The organism is Frondihabitans sp. Leaf304 (genome assembly GCF_001423105.1).
Classification (GTDB): domain Bacteria; phylum Actinomycetota; class Actinomycetes; order Actinomycetales; family Microbacteriaceae; genus Frondihabitans.
This window is the reverse complement of sequence record NZ_LMNV01000002.1, coordinates 1,346,133-1,366,761: the sequence shown is the minus strand read 5'-3', so window position 1 is coordinate 1,366,761 and position 20,629 is coordinate 1,346,133. Positions and strand designations below refer to the sequence as shown.

Below are 20,629 nucleotides of genomic sequence, written 5' to 3'. Positions count from 1 at the left end.
GCCTCGTATGTCCGCGTGAGCGCGCTCGCCCTGCGCCTGCGTACCTGAAGCGCGAGCGGCGTTCGCGTGTCAGGAGTGGGGGCGCGTGCGCCTCGTACTTCTGCGTGAGCGTGCGGGCTCGCGCCTGTATGCCTGATGTGTGAGCGGCGTTCGCGCATCAGGAGTGTGGGCGCGTGCGTCACGTCCTTCCGCGTGAGCGTGAGGGCGCTGCGCCTGTATGCCTGAAAACCGCGCACGCACCCGTGCACCCGTGCACACGCACCCGCACGCACACACCCGCACCCGCGCACACGCACTCCCCTACCCCAGCGCCGGCAACGCCTCCCGCGCCAACCACGCGTCGAACAACCCCGCGAGCGGCTCGCCCGCCGTGGCCGACGCCAGCGCCACGAAGTCGCTCGTGGTGGCGGTTCCGTGGCGGTGGGTGTCTGTCCAGGCGCGCAGGATCGCGAAGAAACGAGAGTCGCCGACGACCCCGCGCAGAGCGGCGAGCGTCAGGGCACCGCGCTTGTAGACACGGTCGTCGAACATGAGCGCGGGGCCGGGGTCGCCCACCACGATGTCCTGGGGCAGGCGCGACAGGCGCGCGTGAGTGGACGCAGCGAGAGACGCCGCCGTCGCGCGCCCCGACTCCTCCGACCAGAGCCACTCCGCGTAGCAGGCGAAGCCCTCGTTGAGCCAGATCTCGCCCCAGGAGGCGACACCGACGCTGTTGCCGAACCACTGGTGGGCGAGCTCGTGCGCGATGAGGCGGTCGGAACCGGAGCGGCCGTCGGCGTGGTTCGCGCCGAAGATGGCGAGGCCCTGGGCTTCGAGCGGGATCTCGAGTTCGTCGTCGGTGACCACGACCGTGTAGGAGGGGAACGGGTAGGGCCCGAAGCGCGATGCGAAGAGCGTCATCATGTCGCCGACGGGGCCGAAGTCGTGGCCGATCCGCGAGCGGAGGGCGGGCGGCCCGGCGAGCACGCCGGGAACTCCGCCCCACGTGACCGGCACGAGCTCGTAGCGACCGATCTGCACGGTCGCGAGGTAGGTGGAGGTGGGTTCGTCTTGCCGGTACTCCCACGTGGTCTTGCCGGAGCGCGTCGTGCGCCCCTGCAGTTCGCCGTTGCAGACGGCGATGTACGACTGCTCGGTGGCGATCCGGATCCTGAAGCTGGCTTTGTCGGCGGGGTTGTCGTTGCAGGGGAACCAGGTGGGCGCGCCGCTCGGCTGCGACGCCACGATCACGCCGTCGGTGAGCTCCTCCCAGCCGACGGTGCCCCAGGTGCTCGAGCGGGGCGCGGGGGCTCCGGCGTAGTCGACGGCGACCACGAACTCTTCCCCCGCGGCAATCGGCGAGGCGGGCACGACGGAGAGCTTCGCGGTGGTCTGCGAGTGGCGAGCCCGCGAGCCGTCGATCTTGACCTTGGAGGCGCGCAGGCGCACGAAGTCGAAGGTGACGCGTCGCAGGTCGGCCAGGGCCACGGCGCGGATGGTAGCTGTTGCCTCGAGCCGGTTCGTGGCGACCCTGTACGACAGGTCGAGGTCGTACGAGATCGTCCGATACCCCGGGTTTCCGCTGTCAGGAAGGTAGGTGTGCGAAAGGCTCACTGGGTGACGGCGTGGTAGTCGGCGAAGCGGACCTCGCGCCACGGGCCGATCGGGTTGCCCGACCAGCGGCTGCCAACGGGCACGCCCTCGCCGCGCATCACGAGGGAGGCCGGGCCGACGGTGGCGTCGGCTCCGATGCGGGCGGCGGGGAGCACGACGCTGTGCGGCCCGAGGGTCGCTCCGGCGTCGAGGGTGACGGTGTCCATGCTCATGATTCGATCATGAAAGAGGTGCGTCTGCACAACGCAGCCGCGATTCACGGTGCTTCCGTCGCCGAGGCGCACGAGGTCGGCCTCGGGAAGCCAGTAGCTGTCGGTCCAGACGCCCTTGCCGATCGAGGCTCCGAGCGATCGCAGCCACCAGACGAGAGCGGGTGTCCCCGCGGCGGGCTGGGCGAACCAGGGGGCGGCGCACAGCTCGACGAACACGTCGGCCACCTCGCTCCGCCACACGAAACTCGACCAGAGCGGCTTCTCCGAGACGCGGATGCGGCCGACGAGAGCCCATTTCGCCGCGGTCGCGATCAGAGCGGCGACGGCCCCGGTCGCGAGCATGACAGCACCCGAGAGCGCGACGGTCCAGCCGACCCCGAGGGCGTCGACCAGGCCGAGGAGCGCGAATAGGAGTGTCAGGCCGACGAGGCAGGTGACGATGACGGGAACCACGCGCCCGAGCTCCCACAGCACACGCGCGGCCCGGATGCGAGCGGGCGGCCGGAACGTGCGCGCCTCGTCGACGACGGCGACGGTGCGGCGCAGGCGGACGGCGGGCGAGCCGAGCCACGACGATCCGGCCTTCGACTTGCGAGGCGCCGCCGAAAGCACGGCGACCAGGCCGTCTTTCGGCACCTTGTGGCCCGGGCCGGTCATGCCCGAGTTGCCGAGGAACGCGCGCTCGCCGATCTCGGCCCGGGCGACTCGCAAATAGCCGCCGCCGAGTTCGTACGAGGCGACGAGGGTGTCGTCGGCCAGGAAGGCCCCGTCGCGGATCGTCGTCATCGCGGGCAGCAGCAGCACGGTCGAGGCTTCGACGTCGCGGCCGACCCGGGCGCCGAGCAGGCGCAGCCAGACGGGCGTGAACAGGCTCGAATAGAGCGGGAAGAGGAAGGTGCGGGCGAGGTCGAGCAGCCGCTCGGTGCTCCAGACCTGCCAGCCGACGCGCGAGCGCACCGGGAACGCCCCCTCCGAGATGCCGAGACCGAGCAGCCGCACGAGCCCGACGACGAGCACCGCGGACGTGAAGCCGGCGAGCAACGTGGCCGGCACGAGCCAGGCGAGAGCGCGCCAGAAGGCATCGGAGAGAGACGAGGATCCGGCGACACCGACTGCCAGCACAGCCCCGCCGGCCGCGAGCGACGCCACCGGCAACAGCGACAGCACGAGTGATGACAGCCCGTACGCGGCGAACCAGCGCTTGGGCGCGGACGGCCGGTCGGCGGGCCACCAGGCCCGGTTCTTGCCGACGCGGGCTGCGGGGGAGCCGGCCCACTCCTGGCCGGAGGGCACGCGGCCGAAGACGGCGGAACCGGGCGCGACCGAGGCATTCTTGCCGATTCGCGTGCCGGGCAGCAGGGTGGAGCGCATTCCGACGGTCGACCCGGCGCCGATCCTGATGGCGCCGATCCGCACGACGTCGCCGTCGATCCAGTAGCCCGAGAGGTCCACCTCGGGTTCGATCGAGGCGCCTCGGCCGACCCGCAGCAGGCCGGTGACGGGTGGCAGGGCGTGCAGGTCGACGTCGGGCGCGATCCTCGCGCCGAGGGCTCTCGCGTAGTAGCTGATCCACGGCGCTCCGGCGAGGCCTACGGCGCCGATCTGATGCGCGACCTGCTCGGCGAGCCACAGCCGCAAGTGCACGCCGCCGCCGCGCGGGTGATCGCCCGCCTGCACTCCGCGCAGCAGCAGCCGCGCCGCGACGACCGAGATCGCCATTCGGCCGAGCGGGGTGACGAACACGAGCAGCAGCACCGTGACGACGATCCAGCTCACGCTCGGAAGCCAGGCGAATCCGGCGGGGTCGGCCGAGCGCAGCACGGTCGATGCGGTCAACGCATACGTGAGCCAGCGGATGCCGCTCAGAATGTGCAGCGGAAGACCGAGCACCGTCTGCACCCACTGCATGCGCAGGGGCGTCGGCGCGGGCCGGTGGTAGTCGTCGTTCACGGCCGCGCTCCCGCCGCGCTGAGCGAGTTCGTCGGCCATCGCGCCGAACCGGGGCAGCGCGTAGATCTCGGCGACGGTGAACTCCGGATCGCGCTCGCGGATGCGGGCGACGAGCTGCGCGGCAGCCAAGGATCCGCCCCCGAGGTCGAAGAAGTTCCCGTCACGGTCGGTCACGGCGAGCCCCAGCACGGCCTGCCAGTCGGCGGCCAGCAGCTGCTCGTCGGGCGTCAACCCCGCGCTCGACCCGTCGGTGGCTCCGGCCGTGCCCGTTGCCGTCGTGCCTGTCGCCGGCAGCGGCCACGGCAGCGCGTCGCGGTCGATCTTGCCCGACGTCTTGGTCGGGAGGTCGCCCTCGACCAGGGCCAGCAACGGCACGAGGGCCGCGGGCAGCTCGTCGCGCAGGCGGTCGAGAGCTGCACTGCGGTCGAACCCCGTGGGATCCTGAACCGCGAGATACCCGACGAGGATCCGATTGCCGGCGTCGGTCGTGCGCACGGCCGCGGCCGCTCCGCCCACACCCGAAAGGGCGAGCAGCGCGGCTTCGATCTCGCCGAGCTCGATGCGGCGACCACCGACCTTGACCTGATCGTCGGCGCGGCCCTGGAACACCAGACCCGCCCGCTCGAACCGGACGAGGTCGCCGGAGCGGTAGGCGCGCTCCCAGCCGAGCGCCTCGTGGCGGGCGTACTTCTCGGCGTCTTTCGCCGGGTCGAGGTAACGGGCGAGCCCGACCCCGCCGATGATCAGCTCGCCGACCTCGCCCTCCGCGACGGGCCTGCCGTCGGTGTCGACGACCGCGGCATCCCAGCCGTCCAGGGGCAGGCCGATGCGCACGACCTCACCCGGCAGCACGAGCGAGCCGGTCGTGACGACGGTGGCCTCGGTCGGGCCGTAGGTGTTCCAGACCTCGCGACCGTCGCCGGCGACCCGGTCCACGATGTCGGGCGGCAACGCCTCGCCGCCGAAGATCAGCAGCCGCACGCTCTCGAGCGCCTCGGCGGGCCAGAGCCCGGCGAGCGTCGGCACGGTCGAGACGACGGTGATTCCGTGCAGCACGAGCCAGGGCCCGAGGTCGGCGCCGGTGCGGACCAGCGAGCGCGGCGCGGGCACGAGGCAGGCGCCGCTCCGCCAGGCCAGCCACATCTCTTCGCACGAGGCGTCGAAGGCGACGCTCAATCCGGCGAGCACACGGTCGCCCGGTCCGAGCGGGTCGACGCCGTCGCCCGCGAGGAACATGCGGGCCTCGGCGTCCGCGAACGCGGCGGCCGACCGATGGCTCGCCGCGACACCCTTGGGGGTTCCGGTCGAGCCCGAGGTGAAGATGATCCAGGCGTCATCGTCGGGCGTCGGGGCCTGCGCGGCCAGCGCCGGATCGGTCACGTCGGCCGTGCTGCGGTGCGGGGCGTCCTGCGCGAAGATCGCCGCGGGGCGAGCTCGTCCCGGTGTCTCCGTGCCCTGACCGGTCGGTTCGAACCGGCCCCCGGCGCCGATCACTCCGACCACGCCGGCCTCGCCGAAGACGAGAGTCGCGCGTTCCTCGGGGTCGTCGGCGTCGACCGGCACGTAGGCGGCACCGGCCGTCAGCACCGCGAGGATCGCGATGTACAGAAAGCGGTCGCCCGACGGCATGCGCACGCCGACCCGGTCGCCTCGCACGACTCCGGCCGCCGTCAGCACGCCGGCCGCGGCCCGCACCTGGGCCGCGAGCTCGCGGTAGCTCAGAGCGCCGCGGTCGTCTTCGAGCGCCGACGCCTCGGGAAAAGCGGCGACGGTCTGCCGCAGCACGGCGATCAGGGTGCGGGTCGGTGGGGTGCGCGCGGTGCCCAGCAGAAGACCCGGGCCGCCTTCGAAGGTGTTCATCGGTGTCGCACCCTAGTGGTCGCGGGTGTCTCGCTCGTGAACCAGACCGCGCCCACCAGCCCGTGCGGCAACCCGAGGTCGACCACGCGGGGGTCGACCGAGAACGACGCCATCGACCGTGTGAGACCGTCTCCGGACGCCTTGAGCTGCGCCTCTTTCCGCACCCAGACGCGCAGCAGATCGCCGGGGGCGCCGCTCGTCGTCTCACCCGGCGCAAGGACGTCGGCCCGGATCGCGTCGAGGCGCCCCGGATCCTGCGGTTCTTCGACATCGACGCCGACCGGCTCGTCGGCGATCGCGATCAGTGCCCATCGACCCGATCGCGACAGGTTGAAGTAGGGGCCGCCGTCGACGAACGGCTTGCCGTGGTCCTGTTCGAGGCAGACGACGCAGGGCGCGCGCAGGATCCGAACGCTCGCCGGGTCGCACCCTCGCGCCTCGCCGAGAAGCTCTCGCAGAGCGATGTGCGCCGCGATGTACCGCCGCCGGTCGCGCTCGTCGCGGAATCGCCCCGCTCGTTCTCGTTCTGCCGCGTCGAGCGGGGTCGACGCACCCTCCGGTGGCGCGCTCGCGGCGTCGAGGTCGATCAGGTACACGTCCGCCATGGCTCGACGCTACCCAGTCGCCGCAGCCGCCCACCCGCGGCGCGCCACCCACGCGCCGTTCACCCGCAGGGGGCATCCTGGTCGGCATGCCACTGATCGACAACGGCGTGTACGTCGCCGGGAAACGTACCCAGACCCCCGCGAGCCTCGAAGAGACCTATCGGCTCATGCACGAGGGCGGCGGCATGGGCTGGATCGGCCTCTATCGGCCGAGTCCGCAGGAGATCCGCTCGGTTGCGGCCGAGTTCGACCTGCACCCGCTGGCCGTCGAGGACGCCCTGCTCGGCCATCAGCGCGCGAAGCTCGAGCGGTACGACGACATCCTCTTCGCCGTGCTCCGCCCCGCCCGCTACATCGACAGCGAAGAGACCGTCGAGTTCGGCGAGCTGCACATCTTCCTCGGCCCGGAGTTCGTGGTCACGATCCGTCACGCCGAGTCGCCCGACCTGATGAAGGTGCGCCACCGCATGGAGGCGTCGCCGGAGTTGCTGGCGCTCGGCCCTGAAGCGGTGCTCTACGCGATCCTCGACCAGGTGGTCGACGAGTACGAGCCCGTCATCGCGGGCCTTGAGAACGACATCGACGAGATCGAGAACGACCTCTTCAACGAAGAGAGCACCGGCCTCTCGGAGCGCATCTACAACCTGTCGCGCGAGGTCATAAACTTTCAGCGCGCCGTCGTTCCGCTCGTGAAGATGCTCGACGGGCTGCAGCGCGGCAGCGAGAAGTACGGCGTCGACGTCGAGTTGCAGCGCTCGCTCCGCGACGTGCAAGACCACACGCTGCTCATCGTCGAGCGGGTCTCGTCGTTCCGGGCGATCCTCGACAACGCGCTGACCGTGCACGCGACCATCGTCACGCGTCGGCAGACCGATCAGAGCATCCAGCAGAACGAGGAGGTCAAGAAGATCTCGTCGTGGGCGGCCATCCTGTTCACGCCGACGCTGATCGCCTCGATCTACGGCATGAACTTCACGCACATGCCTGAGCTGAGCTGGCGCTTCGGCTACCCGTTCGCGCTGCTGCTGATGGTCGCCGCCGGGTTCGGCCTCTTCTGGGTGTTCCGGTCGCGGCGCTGGCTCTGACGCTGGGCCCGGGCGACCTCGTCCGAATTTGAAGGAGAAACCGCGGCCTGCTGACGAGAACATGCGGATCGGCGGCCCTCGCCGGCAGGTTTCTCCTTCAAATTCGGCAGCAGCGTCGTGCCGTGCCACCTGCCGCAGCAGCAGATCGCAGACACTCACCCGCCTAGAGTGGTCGGATGCCCACACGCCGCGACGCCGCCCTCCGCCTCGACATCCCCCTCGAGATGGCGACGCGCCACGGCATCCCGGCTCGCCTCAGCGAGACCGAGCTCGCAGCCATCGAGCAGGATCCGCCGGCGTGGCTCGTACAGTCCCGCGCCAACCGCACGGGTAAGAAGCCCGTCTGGGCCCACCTCGAGTGCGTCGTCTGCGGCTTCTCCGAAGACGTGCGCCCCAAGAAGTGGTGGCCGGAGTGGACGTACCTCTCGTGCGACTTCCACGGGGCCGACGAGGTTCCGGAGCCGGCCGAGGGGTACTCGCGCACCGAGGTCGACGACATCGGCAGCCGCTTCGTCGCGATGGTCGACTGGACGCTGTAGCGACGCAGCCGCGCCCCAGCCGACGCCGACTAGGCGTTACTCGCCGTCGGCGGCTTTCGCCTCAACGGTGTCGGACTTCTTCTCCGACTTCTTCTGCGCGTCGTCTTCGGCGGCCTTGTGGGCGACGATGAGCTCGCGCTCCTTCGACAGCGAGTCGATCGTCGCCGGGTCGAGGAAGTCGATGAACGGGTTCGTCTGGCCGGTCTTCGCCTCGACGATGTTGGCGTAGGCGGCTGCCGCGCTGCGCAGTTCGGCGGCGGCTCGGCCGGCCTTCTTGCGCGGGACGGGCTTGAGGCCGACGATCTGCGCGTGCTTCTCGAGGGCCTTGGTCAGATCTTTCAGGGCTGTGTCGATCTTCTTGGTCACGAGCACATTGTGGCCTACGAAGGTGAACACGCAACTCCGGGCTGTCGGCGGCACCTGTTGTGCTTCCGACAGCCCGCAACCCCTAGAAGGCGGCCACTCCGTCGCGGTCGATGAACGTGCCGCTCGGCGCGCCGGCACCCCGGGTGGCGAGCTCGACGATGGCGTCGGTGCCCTCGGTGACGGTCTGGTGCCCCGAGTTGCCGTTGAGATCGGTCGCCGTATAGCCGGGGTCGGCTGCGTTGACCGCGATTCCGGGCAGCGCTTTGGCGTACTGCACCGTCAGCATCGTGACGGCCGACTTCGAGGCCGTGTAGAGCGGCGCGACGACGGTCGATTCGATGCGGTCGGGGTCGTGCACCGACGCGAAGGATCCGAGACCGCTGGTCACGTTCACGATGGTCGGCGCCGCGGAGGCCGTCAGCAGCGGGAGGAAGGCGTGCGTCAGCCGCACGATCCCGACGACGTTCGTTCCGAAGACGAGAGCGGCGTCGTCGCCGGCGATGTCGGCAGCGTCTTTCTGCGGGCCGGTGATGCCGGCGTTGTTGATGAGTACGTCGAGGCCGCCGGCGGCCTTCACCGTCTCGACGGCCGCATCGACCGAGGCGTCGGAGGTGACGTCGAGCTGCACGAAGTGGGCGCCGAGCGCGTCGGCGGCGGCCTGTCCGCGGGCGGTGTCGCGGGCGCCGATCCAAACGGTGTGGCCGGCCTCGATGAGGCGGCGGGCGGTCTCGTAGCCGAGACCCTTGTTGGCTCCTGAGATGAGTGTCGTTGTCATGGTTCGAGTCTGCGCCCCTCACCGAGCGTCGCCCAGGCTCCGGTCAGGGGACGGACCGGCGGTACCACCCTGTCGACGCCGGGCGGGGAGACAATGGTGACCATGTCGGATCCTCACGGCGATCTCGCCGGCCTGCTCAAGTCGTGGCGCGATCGACTCTCACCGGCCGACGTCGGGCTGCCAGCGGGCCCCAACCGCCGGGCCGCCGGTCTGCGTCGCGAAGAGCTCGCCGCCCTCGCCGGGCTGAGCGTCGACTACGTCGTGCGGCTGGAGCAGGGGCGGTCTCGCAATCCGTCCGATCAGGTCGTCGCATCGATCGCCCGTGTCCTTCAGCTGACCAGCGAGGAGCGCGATCACCTCTTCGTCGTCGCCGGTCTGCTGCCGCCGTCGCGGGGCGAATTGCCGCGGCACATCCCGCCCGGGGTGCAGCGCCTCGTCGCCCGCCTCGGAGCCACCCCCGTGGCGGTCTTCACCGCGTCGTGGGAGCTGCTCACCTGGAGTCCGCTCTGGGCGGCCCTGCTCGGCAACCCCTCCACCCTGGCGGCGGGTGAGCGCAACCTGCTGCGCGCGTCGTTCGGCGGCACTCTCCTGGCCGGGCCGGAGGGGCATCCCGTGCGGTCGGCGAGCGGCGACCCCGAGCATCTGCAACGCTCACTGGTGGCCGACCTGCGCGGGGTGCACGGTCGGTACCCGAACGACCAGTCGGTGCGACGACTGGTCGACGACCTGCTCGCTTCGAGCCCCCGCTTCGCCGCCATGTGGGCGACCGGTGCCGTCTCCGAGCACCAGTCGGAGCGCAAGACGATCCTGCACCCGCTCGTCGGCGACATCGAGCTCGACTGCGACGTGTTCAGCGCCGCCGGGTCAGACCTCCGGATCGTGGCTTACACGGCCGCGGTGGGGTCGTCCGCGGCCGACAAGCTCGACTTCCTGCGGGTGTCGGCGGTGGCAGCGGTGTCGGCGCTCGAGGCGCAGCCCTCTGCATCGGCCGGGTCGGGGTCGGTGTAGCGGATCCTGCGCCCTCGTCGCGGCTTCGCTTCGCTGGCGTCAGGCGGGGAGGTTCGCCTCGACCAGAGCCACGAACTCGTCGGCCGCCGGGCTCTCTTGCGGGCGAACGCGGGCGATGACCCGGCCGCCGGGGGCGACGAGGTACTTCTCGAAGTTCCAGGCCACGTCGCCGGCCTCGCCCGTCGCGTCGGCGACCTGCGTCAGCTCGCCGTAGACCGGGTGCTGATCGGCGCCGTTGACGTCGACCTTCGCGAAGACCGGAAAATCGACACCGTAGGTCGCGACACAGAACTCCTGGATCTCAGCGTTCGTGCCGGGCTCCTGGCCATTGAACTGGTTGCTCGGAAACCCCACCACCTGCAGGCCGCGCTCGCGGTACTTCTCCTGGAGCTGCTGGAGGTCTCCGTACTGAGGGGTCAGCCCGCAGCGGCTGGCGACGTTGACGACCAGCAGCAGTTTGTCGTCGTAGGTGCCGAGCGTCGTGGTGTCGCCGGACGCGGTGTCGACGGGGATGTCGTAGAGGCTCATGCGTCCAGCCTACGACCGACACCTGTCGCGCTCGCCGCGTGCCTTAACGCCGAGATCGCACCTGTCGTCGGGTGTCCCCGACCACAGGTGCGATCTCGCTAATCAGCCCGGAGGCGTCAGCGGTTAGGCGTCGCGGCGCTTCACCAGCACGACAGCGAGGATGCCCGTGAGAATCACCCAGCCGACCATCACCAGGAACCCGAAGAACTGATCGAGGGTGACGATCCCGTCGACGACCTTCGCCTCGCCGGCGCTGTAGCCGAACATGAGTCCGCCCGCATTGGACGGGAGGAACGACGCGATGTTCGCCGCCCACTTCGCATTCGTCAGGCCGGTGAAGATCTGGAGCACGATCGGCATGACGAACAGGAGTCCGATGCCCGCCGCGATACCGCCGGCGCTCGCCCGGATGATCGCGCCGAGGAACAGCGAGATCAGCCCTGCGAGAGCCAAGAACCCGGCCCCGCCGACGAGGGCGAGCCAGAAGCTGCCGTCAGACCAATCGATCGAGATGTTGCTCTCCGAGTCGAGCAGGGGAGTGGCGACGAGTGTCGCGATGACGAGCGACACGAGGCCGACGACGAAGGTCACGACGCCGAACACGATCGCCTTGCCGAAGAGCGCACCGAGGCGACGCGGGTCGGCGGCGAAAGTCGACTTGATCATGCCGGTGCCGTATTCGCCGGTGATCATGAGCGCGCCGAGCACGGCAGCGATGAGCACAGTGAAGTTGATTCCGAGAGTGACCGCAACCGTGGCGTTGGCCATGCCGGATCCTGCCGCCGTCGACGTCGTCGAGCCGTCACCCGGCCCGCCGCCGCTTCCCACACCGACCGACGCCACCAGCGCGGCGAAGCCGATGTTCAGCACCAGGATCAGCAGGTAGCACCAGAAGGTGGAGCGCAGCGAGCGGAGCTTGATCCACTCGGAGCGGAGGATCCCGCCGAACGTCAATCGAGACAGCGTCGAGTGCGTCGACGAGCGGCTGGGTGCAGGAGCGGTAGCGGTGCTCATCGCACGACCTCCGAGTTCTTGGTGGCGGTCGAGGGGGCGGCCGCGGTGTCGCGGTACTCCACCTCGTCGGCGGTGAGCGCCATATAGGCGTCTTCGAGGGAGCCGGCGAGCGGCGTGAGTTCGTGCAGCACGAGGCCCTGCGAGGCGGCGATCTCGCCGATGCGCGACGACGGGAGGCCGTGCACCTCGAGGAGGTCGGCGGCGGTTCCGGTCACGGTGACCCCGGCCGTGTTGAGGAGGGGAGTGAGTTCGGCGACCTGGGGCGTGCGGACGCGGACGCCGTCGCCCTTGGCACGGGCGAGCACCTTGTCGACCGACTCGTCGGCGATGACGCGGCCGCGACCGAGCACGATGATGTGGTCGGCGGTCTGAGCCATCTCGCTCATGAGGTGCGACGACAGGAACACCGTGCGACCCTCGCGAGCGAGGTGCTTGGCGAGGTTACGCACCCAGACGACGCCCTCGGGGTCGAGACCGTTGACCGGTTCGTCGAGGATCAACGTCGCCGGATCGCCGAGCAGCGCTGCCGCGATGCCGAGGCGCTGCCCCATGCCGAGCGAGAACCCGCCGACACGCTTCTTGGCGACCGACTCGAGGCCGGTCAGCGCGATGACCTCGTCGACGCGCTTCTTGCCGATGCCGTGGGTGGCACCCATCGCGAGAAGGTGGTCGAAGGCGCTGCGCCCACGGTGGACGGCCTTCGCGTCGAGCAGGACGCCGACCTCGCGAAGAGGGGCGCGGTGCTCCGAGTAGTGCTTGCCGTTGACGGTCACGTCTCCTTCGGAGGCGCGGTCGAGGCCGACGATGAGGCGCATCGTGGTCGACTTGCCGGCGCCGTTCGGCCCGAGGAACCCGGTGACCATACCGGGCTTCACGTCGAACGACACGTGGTCGAGTGCGACCCGGTCGCCGTAGCGCTTGGTGAGATTCTGTGCGTGGATCATGCTGTTTGCTCCATGGCTCTGACGCTATTGGCGATCGGTCGCGGCCACATCGTCCTGCGGTACCACGGCCTGTGGCACTGTGCGCCCGAAGCGTGAGGCACCCCCGGGCGGCCAAAGAACCCCCGGCTGCCAGTCCGGAATGGGCCAGACGGGGGTGCGTCAGCGGCTTTGCGGCGCGGCGCGGCACGGCGCAACGCGGGGGCCCGCGGGCGCGGCGGCAAGGGAGAGGAAGCGCAAGCTAGCAGGCCTGGGTGGGGAGCTCGTCGGTGCCGGGCTCGGACTCGAGTTCAAGGAAGTCCTCGTACGACGGGCCCTGATCCGCCGACGGCCTCACGGGCGGGACCTCTTCTGCAGCCTGCGGAGAAGGCCTGCGGCGCTTGCCGAGATGCTCGACGTGCAGGGGTGGCACGCGAGGGTCGCTCGAGTAGCTACTGGTCATGCCAGCACCGCCGGTCGCGCACTCCGATCGGACCCCCGCTGGCTCCTGTAGAGCTCCATGCCAATGAATATGGCAGACGGTTCGGTCTACATCAAGAGGGTACGGGCGGGGTTGACGCGCGCGGTTGCGGACGGCTAGAAGGCCTCGCTTAGTCAGTCGCGGCCGCGGAAGAACGCGCCGGCCGCAGCAGCCAGCGACACGAGATCCTCGACCCCCGCGAGTTCGCGGGCGGAGTGCATCGACAGCAGGGGCACACCGACGTCGATGGTGCGGATGCCGAGGCGCGTCGCGGTCAGCGGTCCGATCGTCGAGCCGCACGGAACGGCGTTGTTCGACACGAACGGCTGGAACGGCACCCCGGCGCGCTCGCACGCGGCGGCGAACTCGGCGCTGCCCGGGCCGTCGGTCGCATACCGCTGCTTGGCGTTGATCTTGAGCAGCGGGCCGCCGTTCGCAACGGGTCGGTTGCCGGCGTCGTGGCGCTCCGGATAGTTCGGGTGCACGGCATGGCCGGCGTCCGACGAGAGACACCAGGATCCGGCGAGAGCGCGAATCCGGTCGGCCTCATCGGCGCCGAGTCCCGCCGATACCCGAGTCACCACGTTCGCGAGGAACGGCCCGCTGGCACCCGAGGTGCTCTCCGAGCCGACCTCCTCGTGGTCGAACGCCGCGAAGAGGGCGATCGAATCGGAGTCGGCGAGGGCGTCGGCGTCGCGCAGCAGCGCGGTGAGCCCGGCGTGGACGCTGGTCAGATTGTCCATGCGGCCCGCGGCGAGGAGCTCGCCGCCGAATCCGAGGCGGGCGGGAGCCGCGGTGTCGGCGACGAGCACGTCGTGCCCGCGAACGTCGGAGGCCGAGATGCCGGCGAGAGCTGCGAGTTCGGCGAGGATGTCGGATCCTCGTCCCGTGCCACCGGCCACGCCGACGATCGGGTGCAGGTGCCGCTGGGGGTCGAGGGTCAGTGCGTCGTTCACTCCGCGGTCAAGGTGGATCGCGAGTTGGGGGATCCTGAGCACCGGACCGGAACGCACGAGGTGTACCGAGCCGTCACGGGTGACGAGACGACCCGCGAACTCGAGATCGCGGTCGAGCCAGGAGTTGTACAGAGGCCCGCCGTAGACCTCGACGCCCGCCTGCAACCAGCCGTGGCTGCCCGTGTCGGGGTTCGGCTTGAGCTTGAACGAGGGGGAGTCGGTGTGCGCGCCGACGATGCGGAACGGGGTGGTCGGCGTCGCGCCGGCCGGCTGGATCCACGCGATGACGGCGCCGTCGCGCACGACGAAGCGGCGGCCGGGGCTTGCAGGCCAGGCATCACGCTCGTCGAGCCTGGCGAAGCCGGCCTCGGTCAGGCGCCGGGCGGCCTCGGCGGCCGCGTGGTACGACGACGGCGAGGCCTGGATGAACGAGGCGAAGTCGGCGACGTGGGCATCGAGGGCGTGGGTGTTGGGCGCGGTAGTCACGCCGTCAAGACTGCCTCAGATGCGCCCCTCCGCCGAATTTGAAGGAGAAACACCCTCGGCTGAACGCAGTCATGCCGATCGGCGGGGGTCGCTGGGCGGTTTCTCCTTCAAATTTGCACGCACGCAGCACGCAGCACGCACGCACGGACGGGCTACGCGGCGCCCTGCAGCTCGACGTAGGTGCGGATCAGGTCGCACACCTCGTCGACGGGCAGCAGCGACGAACTGTGATCCTGGCCGATCAGCTCGAAGAAGCTGGCGGTCGCCATGCGCTTGGCGGCCTCGCGCGACTGCCGGAAGCGGTCGGGGTCGTCGGTGCCGGCCAGCAGCAGGGTCGGCACGGTGATCGCCGCGGCCCCGTCGAGACCGAGTGGCTCGGCGGCCTCGATGCCGTCGAAGTACGCGCGCAACGCCACGGGGTCGTTCTGCCGAAAGGCGAGAGCTGTCGAAGCGTCGATCGCCTGGCCTCGGTGGGCGCCCCACGCGTCGACGAAGGCGTCCATGCCCCCGGTGTCGAGCGCCTCGCGCCAGGTCGGAAAGAAGGTCAGCGCGATTTTGTCGGTCATCGCCTCGAACGATCCGCCGATCGTCGTGAGGGTACGGAGGCGCTCAGGATTCGCGGCGGCGATCCGGAGGCCGATGCGGGCACCGATCGAATAGCCGACGAAGTGCACCGGGCCGAGGCCGGTGGCGTCGAGTACCGCGAACACGTCGGCGATAAATGCCTCCGGCTGGTACGACGCCGCGTCGTGCGGCTTGCCACTGCGCCCGTGGCCGCGGAGGTCGACGGCGATGACCGTGAAATCACGTTCGAGGTCGCGGAGGTAGCCGAGGCCGCGCCAGGTTCCCTTTGACAGGCCCGAGCCGTGCACGAGGAGTAGCGGGTCGCCGGATCCTGACACTTCGTAGGCGATTTCGGTGCCGTCGGTCGGGTTTCGGGTGGTCGCACGCATCAGACCATTCTGGCGTGCGGCGGAGCGCCGCAGTGACCGCGGTGCCAGCATGGCGGGATGACCTCTGGATACTCGTCCGACCAGATCCGCGCCGCCGAGAAACCTCTGCTCGACCGCGGCGAGCCGCTGATGGCGCGCGCCGCCGCCGGCCTCGCGGCCGAGATCGAACGGGTGCTCACCTCGCGAGGAACGACACCGGGCGTGGTGCTGGTGATCGCAGGATCCGGCGACAACGGCGGAGACGCGCTCTACGCCGGGGCCGCGCTCGCCGAAGCGGGGCACGACGTGCGGATTCTCACCACCGGCTCGCGCGTCCACGACGCGGGGCTCGCCGCCGCGGTTGCTGCGGGCGCCTCGGCTTCCGCGCGCGACGCCTCGGTCGATGCGGACGCCTTCGCGGCCGTGCTGAGCGGCGTGGATGTGGTGGTGGACGGGATCCTCGGAATCGGCGCCGCCCCGGATCCTTCGCTTCGCGGTCGCGCCCGCGACGTCGTCGAGGCCGTTCGCCCGCGGGTGCTGATGCGGATGGCCGGTGCGCCCGTGGTGGTGGCGGTCGACGTGCCCTCGGGAGTGGGGCCGGACGACGGAAGCGTGCCCGATCGGCTGGTGCTGCCGGCCCTCGTGACCGTGACGTTCGGCGCCGTCAAGGCCGGGCTGCTGCTGCCGCCGGCTTCCGGTCTCGCTGGTCGGGTGCATCTCGTCGAGATCGGGCTCGACCTGTCTGGCGTGGAGCCCGCCGTCGTGGCCTAGCCGCCCGACATCACAAGGCTGCCCAACACCACAAGGCGGCCCGACACCACAAAACGGGCATGACACCGCCCATCGACGGTGTCATGCCCGAAATGTGGTGCCAGGCGCTCCGGCCCTAGGGCTTCACGACGCTCAGCGGCTGCGTGATCGACTCCAGGCCCTTGCGCTCGGCGTCGACGCCGAAGATGGCGGCGACCACGGCTCCGACGATCATGATGCCGGCGCCGAGGAAGTAGCCGATGGTCAGCGGGCCGCGGTCGGTTCCTTCGCCCACGAGCGCGCCGTAGACGACGGGTGCGATAGCCCCGAAGATCTGCGCGATCGCGAAGAAGTACGAGATGGCCTGGCTGCGGATCTCGAGCGGGAAGATCTCCGACACGGTGAGATAGGCGCTCGACGCACCGGCCGAGGCGAAGAAGAACGCGACGCACCAGAAGATCGTCTGCGTGGTGGCGGTCAGCAGGTCGGCACTGAACAGCGCGGCCGAGACCGCGAGCACGGCACCCGAGATGAAGTAGGTGCTGAAGATCATCTTGCGGCGGCCGATCGTGTCGAACAGCGGTCCGAGCACAAGCGGCCCAACCAGGTTGCCGATGGCGAAGGGGAAGAAGTACAGCTGCGCGTTGCTGCTGCTCAGATCGTAGAAGTTCGTGAGCACGAGCGCGTACGTGAAGAAGATCGCGTTATAGAGGAACGACTGCGTGATCATCATCGTGGCACCCACGAGGGTCCGCTTCGGGTACACCTTGAACAGCACGTGCACGATCGTCGTGAACGGGATGCTGTCGGTCGATTTGACCTCCATGGCGAGCTTGTCGTCGACCGGCTCGAGGTGGCCGCCCTCGCGCGTCACCCGTGCCTCGATGTCGTCGACGGTGGCCTCGGCCTCTTTCTCGTAGCCGTGCGTCATCAGCCACCGCGGGCTTTCCGGGATGTTGCGGCGCAGGAAGATGATCAGGATCCCGAGCACCGGCCCGATGAAGAACGCCAGCCGCCAACCGACATTGACGTCGAAGATCGCGCGGTTCAGGAAGAAGTAGTTGGTGGCCGCACCGAGGGCAGCGCCGCCCCAGTAGGTGCCGTTGATGGCGATGTCGACCCGGCCGCGGTACTTCGCGGGGATCAGTTCGTCGATGGCCGAGTTGATCGCGGCGTACTCGCCGCCGATGCCGAGACCCGCGACGAACCGCATCGCGAACAGGAACCAGACGGCGGGGGAGAGGCCGGCGAGACCGGAGCCGACCAGGTAGATCACGAGCGTGAGGATGAAGAGCTTCTTGCGGCCGAGCTTGTCGGAGAGGCGGCCGAAGACGATGGCGCCGACCACTTGGCCGAGGAGGTAGGTCGTGCCGAGAGCGCCGATCTGCCCAGACGTCATGTTGAACTCGTCGGAGAACCCGTTCGAGGCGACGATCTGGATCTCGAGCCCGTCGAGCACCCAGGAGATACCGAGGCCCACGATGATCGACCAGTGGAATCGCGTCCAGGGCAGGCGGTCCATCCGGGCCGGAACGAGGCTCCTCACCGGCCCTCCGGTGTTCGTCGCAGTCGACATCCGTCTCTCCCTCTCGCGGTGGGCGCACCGCCGATGGGTGGTGCAACTCGAGGTGACGATAGTCGCGGGGCAAGCCGCTGTCCGGAAAATCCTGCGGGGTGTGCAAAAGCCTTTGGAGCGACGAAAACCCTCGCGGGCGGCCGTCGAGGTGGTCGTAGGACCACCTCGCAGGCCTTCCCGCGAGGGTTCAGGCGCGGTTGACGAGCTCAGCCCGCCAGGGCTCAGTCGGCGAGGATCGTGTAGAGCGCGCGACGCAGCTCGTCGATCTTCTCCTTGCCGGCCGTGCGCTGCTCAGGCGTGGCATCGAAGGCGAACTGCTTGATGACTCCGGCGAGCTTGACGGCAGAGCCGATGAACTCGTCGTGGTGGGCGTCGGTCTCGGTCGCGTCGCCCCAGGCCTTGGCGATCTCGTCGCCGTGCTGGCCGACATAGACGTGGCCCTCGTCGGTGAGCTCGTAGACCGACTGGCGGCCCTCGCCCGAGACCGTGATGAGGCCCTCGTCGACGAGCTGCTGTAGGGTCGGGTAGACCGAGCCGGGGCTCGGGCGCCACGCGCCGTCGGTGCGCTCGCCGATGGCCTTCATGAGGCCGTAGCCGTTGGCCGGAGCGTCGGCGAGCAGCGACAGGATCGCGAGACGCACGTCGCCCTTGCGGGCACGACCGCGGCCACCGCGACCGGGGCCACCGAAGCCGAAGCCGGGGCCGCCGGGGCCGAAACCGAAGCCGGGGCCCATGCCCATGCCCATCGCGCTACCGCCAAAGCCGCGACCACGGCCGCGGAAGGGCCCGAAATCGCTGCGCCCGGTGGGGCGGTCGTCGTGATGGCGGCGCTGGGGGCCGTCGTGGCTGTCGTTGTGATTGCTGTGGTTTTCGTAGTGGGTACCCATGGGGTACTCCTTTCGTGAGGAGAAAAAAAGTGGGGGGCGGGGCGAATGATCGGGCCGCTCGCGCCGGTTCGTTCCGGCGATAGCTCAAAGATATATCGCGATAGTTCGTTAAGTCAACACCACGGGTGAGAAAAGCCAGGATCCGACGGCTCGCCGCACCGCCCTGCCAGACTGGGCCGATGGCTCACCGCAATTCCACCGACGTCACCGTGTCTCGCGTCGAGGCGACGCTGAACGGCGGCGACGAGGTCTACGTCCGGGTGTCGACGATCGGCGACTCCGGCACCAGGCCCTTCGTGCTCGTGCCAGGAATCGGCGTCGCCAGCAACTACTTCGAACGCCTCGCCCCGAACCTGAACCAGTTCGGCCCCGTGCACGCGCTCGACCTGCCCGGCTTCGCCGGTGTGCCGCACCCCGACAGCGCCCTCACCATCCGCCAGTACGCCGACCTGGTCGGTCGCGTCATCGACGAGATGCAGCTCGACGACCCGGTCGTCGTCGGCCACTCGATGGGAACGCAGGTCGTCACCGACCTCGTCGCCCGCCGGCCCGATCTCTCGACCGTCGTGCTAATCGGCCCCGTCATCAACCCGAACGAGCGACGCCTCCTGACGCAGGCGATCCGGTTCGTGCAGGCGGCCTTGCACGAGCCCGGCCGAGTGAAAGCGCTGGCTTTCTCTGCCTACCTCTTCTGCGGTGTGAAGTGGTTCTCTCGGATCCTGCCCAAGATGATGACCTTCCCGCTCGAACGAGCGCTGCCCCACGTCAAGGCCGACACCCTCGTGATTCGCGGCGAGTTCGACGCCGTCGCCCCGAGCGACTGGGTCAAGCGGGTCGGTGAGCTGCTGCCGTCGTCGCGGCTCTGGGAGATCCCGGGGGCGGCGCACTCGGTGATGCACGCCAACGCCGAGGAGGTCGCTCGGCTCTGTGTCGAGCACGCTCAGCAGCCGATCGAATACGACGAGGGCGGCACCCTGCGCGTGTTCGACCACAAGGCCGCCGGAATCCAGCGGCCGTCGATCGACGAATCCCCGGCGACGTTCGTGAAAGGAATGCGCGGGCGGATCCTTGAGGCCTTCGGGATGCTCAAACGCGACGATGCGCTGATCGCCGAGGGTAAGACGGAGCACGCCGAGGCGATGCACGAGGCGCACGAGCGCGCCGAAGAGTAGAGGCTCGGGTGTCGCGGCCCGGGGCGCGACTAGCGGTAGTTGCCGGGCCAGTCGAACGCCGGCGTGGGGCGGGCCGTCGTGCCGGCGGGAGCCACCACGAGATCGATGCTGTCGAGGTTGTGAAGCACGATCGACGCCGGGTTGCCCGCGCGACGCTGACCGTCGACGAAGACCGTGAGCACCTCGCCGATGTCGCCGCCCCGGGCGCCGACGTGGCGCGCGTCGAGCCGCACGTTCCACTCCGTGAAGAACTGCCCAAGCGTGAAGTCGCGCCGGTCGGGCGACTCGACGTGGATGATGCCGGAGGTGTCGTGCGTGTGCAGTGCCGTCGCGTAGCGGTTGTCTTCGTGGAGTCCGATCTGCCCGGGCACCGTCGCGGCGACCCCGTCGATCGTGATCGACAGGTGCGTGTGGATGTGCTGCTGGAGCTTCACGCCGTAGACGTTCGGCAGGTCGGCGGCTGCCGCGCGCTCGCGCCGCTCGCTGACCGGAGGAGCGGGCCAGGGCGGCTGAGCCGATTCGCCGTGAGCGAGGCTCGTCGACGTCGCCCGGTCGTGCGCGACGCCGATGCCGGCGACTAACCCGACGACCGCCAGGGCGGCGAGCAGAGCGAGAGGCGAGCTGAGGATCCGAGGGCGGGTCGCCATGGAGTCACTCCCCGGCCATGATCAAAGGTGCGATCAACCCGACGATCCAGACGCCCAGGAGCGCCCCGGACAGGAGGAACACGACGACCGTGCGCTTGCGCGCGGGATTGCCCGGCGCCGAGCCCCACATCGAGCTGCGCTGGACGACCACGTGCGCTTCGCGGACGATGCGCTCGACGCTCTCGTCAGAGCGGTCGAGCGCGCCGTCGTGCGCGAGAGTGACGATGCGCTCCGCCTCGGGCAGCGTCATGCGCGTCACGCTGCGGCGGGGGTGACCAGGCATGAGC

At 69.8% G+C, this 20,629-nt stretch carries 20 protein-coding genes; 5 read left to right on the top strand and 15 right to left on the bottom strand.

What is annotated here, in order from left to right; all coding sequences use genetic code 11:
- Nucleotides 1-300 precede the first annotated feature (300 nt).
- From ASF54_RS06105 to ASF54_RS06095, 3 genes are read right to left on the bottom strand one after another with little or no spacing between them, the layout of a single operon-like run.
- Nucleotides 301-1,593, bottom strand: coding sequence for a M1 family metallopeptidase (locus ASF54_RS06105; protein ID WP_055959856.1), 1,293 nt, complete (start codon nucleotides 1,591-1,593; stop codon nucleotides 301-303).
- Complete coding sequence (locus tag ASF54_RS06100; RefSeq protein WP_055959853.1) at nucleotides 1,590-5,615, bottom strand: Pls/PosA family non-ribosomal peptide synthetase; 4,026 nt, start codon at nucleotides 5,613-5,615, stop codon at nucleotides 1,590-1,592. The genes ASF54_RS06105 and ASF54_RS06100 overlap by 4 nt, the downstream gene beginning before the upstream one ends.
- Complete coding sequence (locus ASF54_RS06095) at nucleotides 5,612-6,220, bottom strand: 4'-phosphopantetheinyl transferase family protein (protein WP_055959851.1); 609 nt, start codon at nucleotides 6,218-6,220, stop codon at nucleotides 5,612-5,614. The genes ASF54_RS06100 and ASF54_RS06095 overlap by 4 nt, the downstream gene beginning before the upstream one ends.
- Nucleotides 6,221-6,306: 86 nt before the next feature.
- On the opposite strand from ASF54_RS06095, the gene corA reads away from it, so the two are divergent.
- Together corA and ASF54_RS06085 are read left to right on the top strand one after the other, a co-directional pair.
- Complete coding sequence (corA, locus tag ASF54_RS06090) at nucleotides 6,307-7,305, top strand: magnesium/cobalt transporter CorA (protein WP_055959848.1); 999 nt, start codon at nucleotides 6,307-6,309, stop codon at nucleotides 7,303-7,305.
- A 176-nt stretch (nucleotides 7,306-7,481) separates the two neighbouring features.
- Nucleotides 7,482-7,844: a hypothetical protein gene (locus ASF54_RS06085; RefSeq protein ID WP_055959845.1), complete on the top strand. Its 363-nt coding sequence runs from the start codon at nucleotides 7,482-7,484 to the stop codon at nucleotides 7,842-7,844.
- Between the two features lie 36 nt (nucleotides 7,845-7,880).
- Here ASF54_RS06085 and ASF54_RS06080 read toward each other — a convergent pair whose 3' ends face one another.
- Nucleotides 7,881-8,210, bottom strand: a complete 330-nt coding sequence (locus ASF54_RS06080) for a hypothetical protein (RefSeq protein WP_200919568.1) — start codon at nucleotides 8,208-8,210, stop codon at nucleotides 7,881-7,883.
- Between the two features lie 82 nt (nucleotides 8,211-8,292).
- Nucleotides 8,293-8,985 (bottom strand): SDR family NAD(P)-dependent oxidoreductase, encoded by a 693-nt coding sequence (locus ASF54_RS06075; RefSeq protein WP_055959842.1) that lies wholly within the window; start codon nucleotides 8,983-8,985, stop codon nucleotides 8,293-8,295.
- 102 nt (nucleotides 8,986-9,087) lie between these two features.
- Between ASF54_RS06075 and ASF54_RS06070 the strand changes: the two genes are divergently transcribed.
- Nucleotides 9,088-9,993 carry a helix-turn-helix transcriptional regulator gene (locus tag ASF54_RS06070; RefSeq protein ID WP_055962181.1) on the top strand — a complete coding sequence of 302 codons (906 nt, stop codon included), beginning with the start codon at nucleotides 9,088-9,090 and terminating at the stop codon, nucleotides 9,991-9,993.
- A 39-nt stretch (nucleotides 9,994-10,032) separates the two neighbouring features.
- On the opposite strand, the gene ASF54_RS06065 is transcribed toward ASF54_RS06070, so the two are convergent.
- From ASF54_RS06065 to ASF54_RS06040, 6 genes are all read right to left on the bottom strand, one after another.
- A complete protein-coding gene (locus ASF54_RS06065; RefSeq protein WP_055959839.1) occupies nucleotides 10,033-10,521 on the bottom strand; it encodes a glutathione peroxidase in 489 nt (162 codons plus the stop codon).
- 123 nt (nucleotides 10,522-10,644) lie between these two features.
- Nucleotides 10,645-11,535 carry an ABC transporter permease subunit gene (locus ASF54_RS06060; RefSeq protein ID WP_055959836.1) on the bottom strand — a complete coding sequence of 297 codons (891 nt, stop codon included), beginning with the start codon at nucleotides 11,533-11,535 and terminating at the stop codon, nucleotides 10,645-10,647.
- Nucleotides 11,532-12,479, bottom strand: coding sequence for an ABC transporter ATP-binding protein (locus tag ASF54_RS06055; protein WP_055959833.1), 948 nt, complete (start codon nucleotides 12,477-12,479; stop codon nucleotides 11,532-11,534). The genes ASF54_RS06060 and ASF54_RS06055 overlap by 4 nt, the downstream gene beginning before the upstream one ends.
- Nucleotides 12,480-12,717: 238 nt before the next feature.
- Nucleotides 12,718-12,918 (bottom strand): hypothetical protein, encoded by a 201-nt coding sequence (locus ASF54_RS06050; RefSeq protein ID WP_055959830.1) that lies wholly within the window; start codon nucleotides 12,916-12,918, stop codon nucleotides 12,718-12,720.
- 152 nt (nucleotides 12,919-13,070) lie between these two features.
- Nucleotides 13,071-14,378, bottom strand: a complete 1,308-nt coding sequence (locus ASF54_RS06045; protein ID WP_055959827.1) for a M18 family aminopeptidase — start codon at nucleotides 14,376-14,378, stop codon at nucleotides 13,071-13,073.
- Between the two features lie 152 nt (nucleotides 14,379-14,530).
- Complete coding sequence (locus ASF54_RS06040; protein WP_055959824.1) at nucleotides 14,531-15,331, bottom strand: alpha/beta fold hydrolase; 801 nt, start codon at nucleotides 15,329-15,331, stop codon at nucleotides 14,531-14,533.
- A gap of 57 nt (nucleotides 15,332-15,388) precedes the next feature.
- Here ASF54_RS06040 and ASF54_RS06035 point away from each other — a divergent pair, with 57 nt between their 5' ends.
- A complete protein-coding gene (locus tag ASF54_RS06035) occupies nucleotides 15,389-16,081 on the top strand; it encodes an NAD(P)H-hydrate epimerase (RefSeq protein WP_055959821.1) in 693 nt (230 codons plus the stop codon).
- 115 nt (nucleotides 16,082-16,196) lie between these two features.
- Here ASF54_RS06035 and ASF54_RS06030 read toward each other — a convergent pair whose 3' ends face one another.
- Together ASF54_RS06030 and ASF54_RS06025 are read right to left on the bottom strand one after the other, a co-directional pair.
- On the bottom strand, nucleotides 16,197-17,636 hold the full coding sequence (locus ASF54_RS06030; RefSeq protein WP_055959818.1) for an MFS transporter: 1,440 nt from the start codon (nucleotides 17,634-17,636) through the stop codon (nucleotides 16,197-16,199).
- Between the two features lie 221 nt (nucleotides 17,637-17,857).
- Nucleotides 17,858-18,523, bottom strand: coding sequence for a PadR family transcriptional regulator (locus ASF54_RS06025; RefSeq protein ID WP_055959815.1), 666 nt, complete (start codon nucleotides 18,521-18,523; stop codon nucleotides 17,858-17,860).
- Nucleotides 18,524-18,702: 179 nt separating this feature from the next.
- Between ASF54_RS06025 and ASF54_RS06020 the strand changes: the two genes are divergently transcribed.
- Nucleotides 18,703-19,695 carry an alpha/beta fold hydrolase gene (locus ASF54_RS06020; protein WP_055959811.1) on the top strand — a complete coding sequence of 331 codons (993 nt, stop codon included), beginning with the start codon at nucleotides 18,703-18,705 and terminating at the stop codon, nucleotides 19,693-19,695.
- Between the two features lie 29 nt (nucleotides 19,696-19,724).
- On the opposite strand, the gene ASF54_RS06015 is transcribed toward ASF54_RS06020, so the two are convergent.
- Both ASF54_RS06015 and ASF54_RS06010 read right to left on the bottom strand, forming a co-directional pair.
- Nucleotides 19,725-20,342, bottom strand: coding sequence for a hypothetical protein (locus ASF54_RS06015; RefSeq protein ID WP_055959808.1), 618 nt, complete (start codon nucleotides 20,340-20,342; stop codon nucleotides 19,725-19,727).
- Nucleotides 20,343-20,346: 4 nt separating this feature from the next.
- Nucleotides 20,347-20,625, bottom strand: a complete 279-nt coding sequence (locus ASF54_RS06010) for a hypothetical protein (protein ID WP_055959805.1) — start codon at nucleotides 20,623-20,625, stop codon at nucleotides 20,347-20,349.
- Nucleotides 20,626-20,629 lie beyond the last annotated feature (4 nt).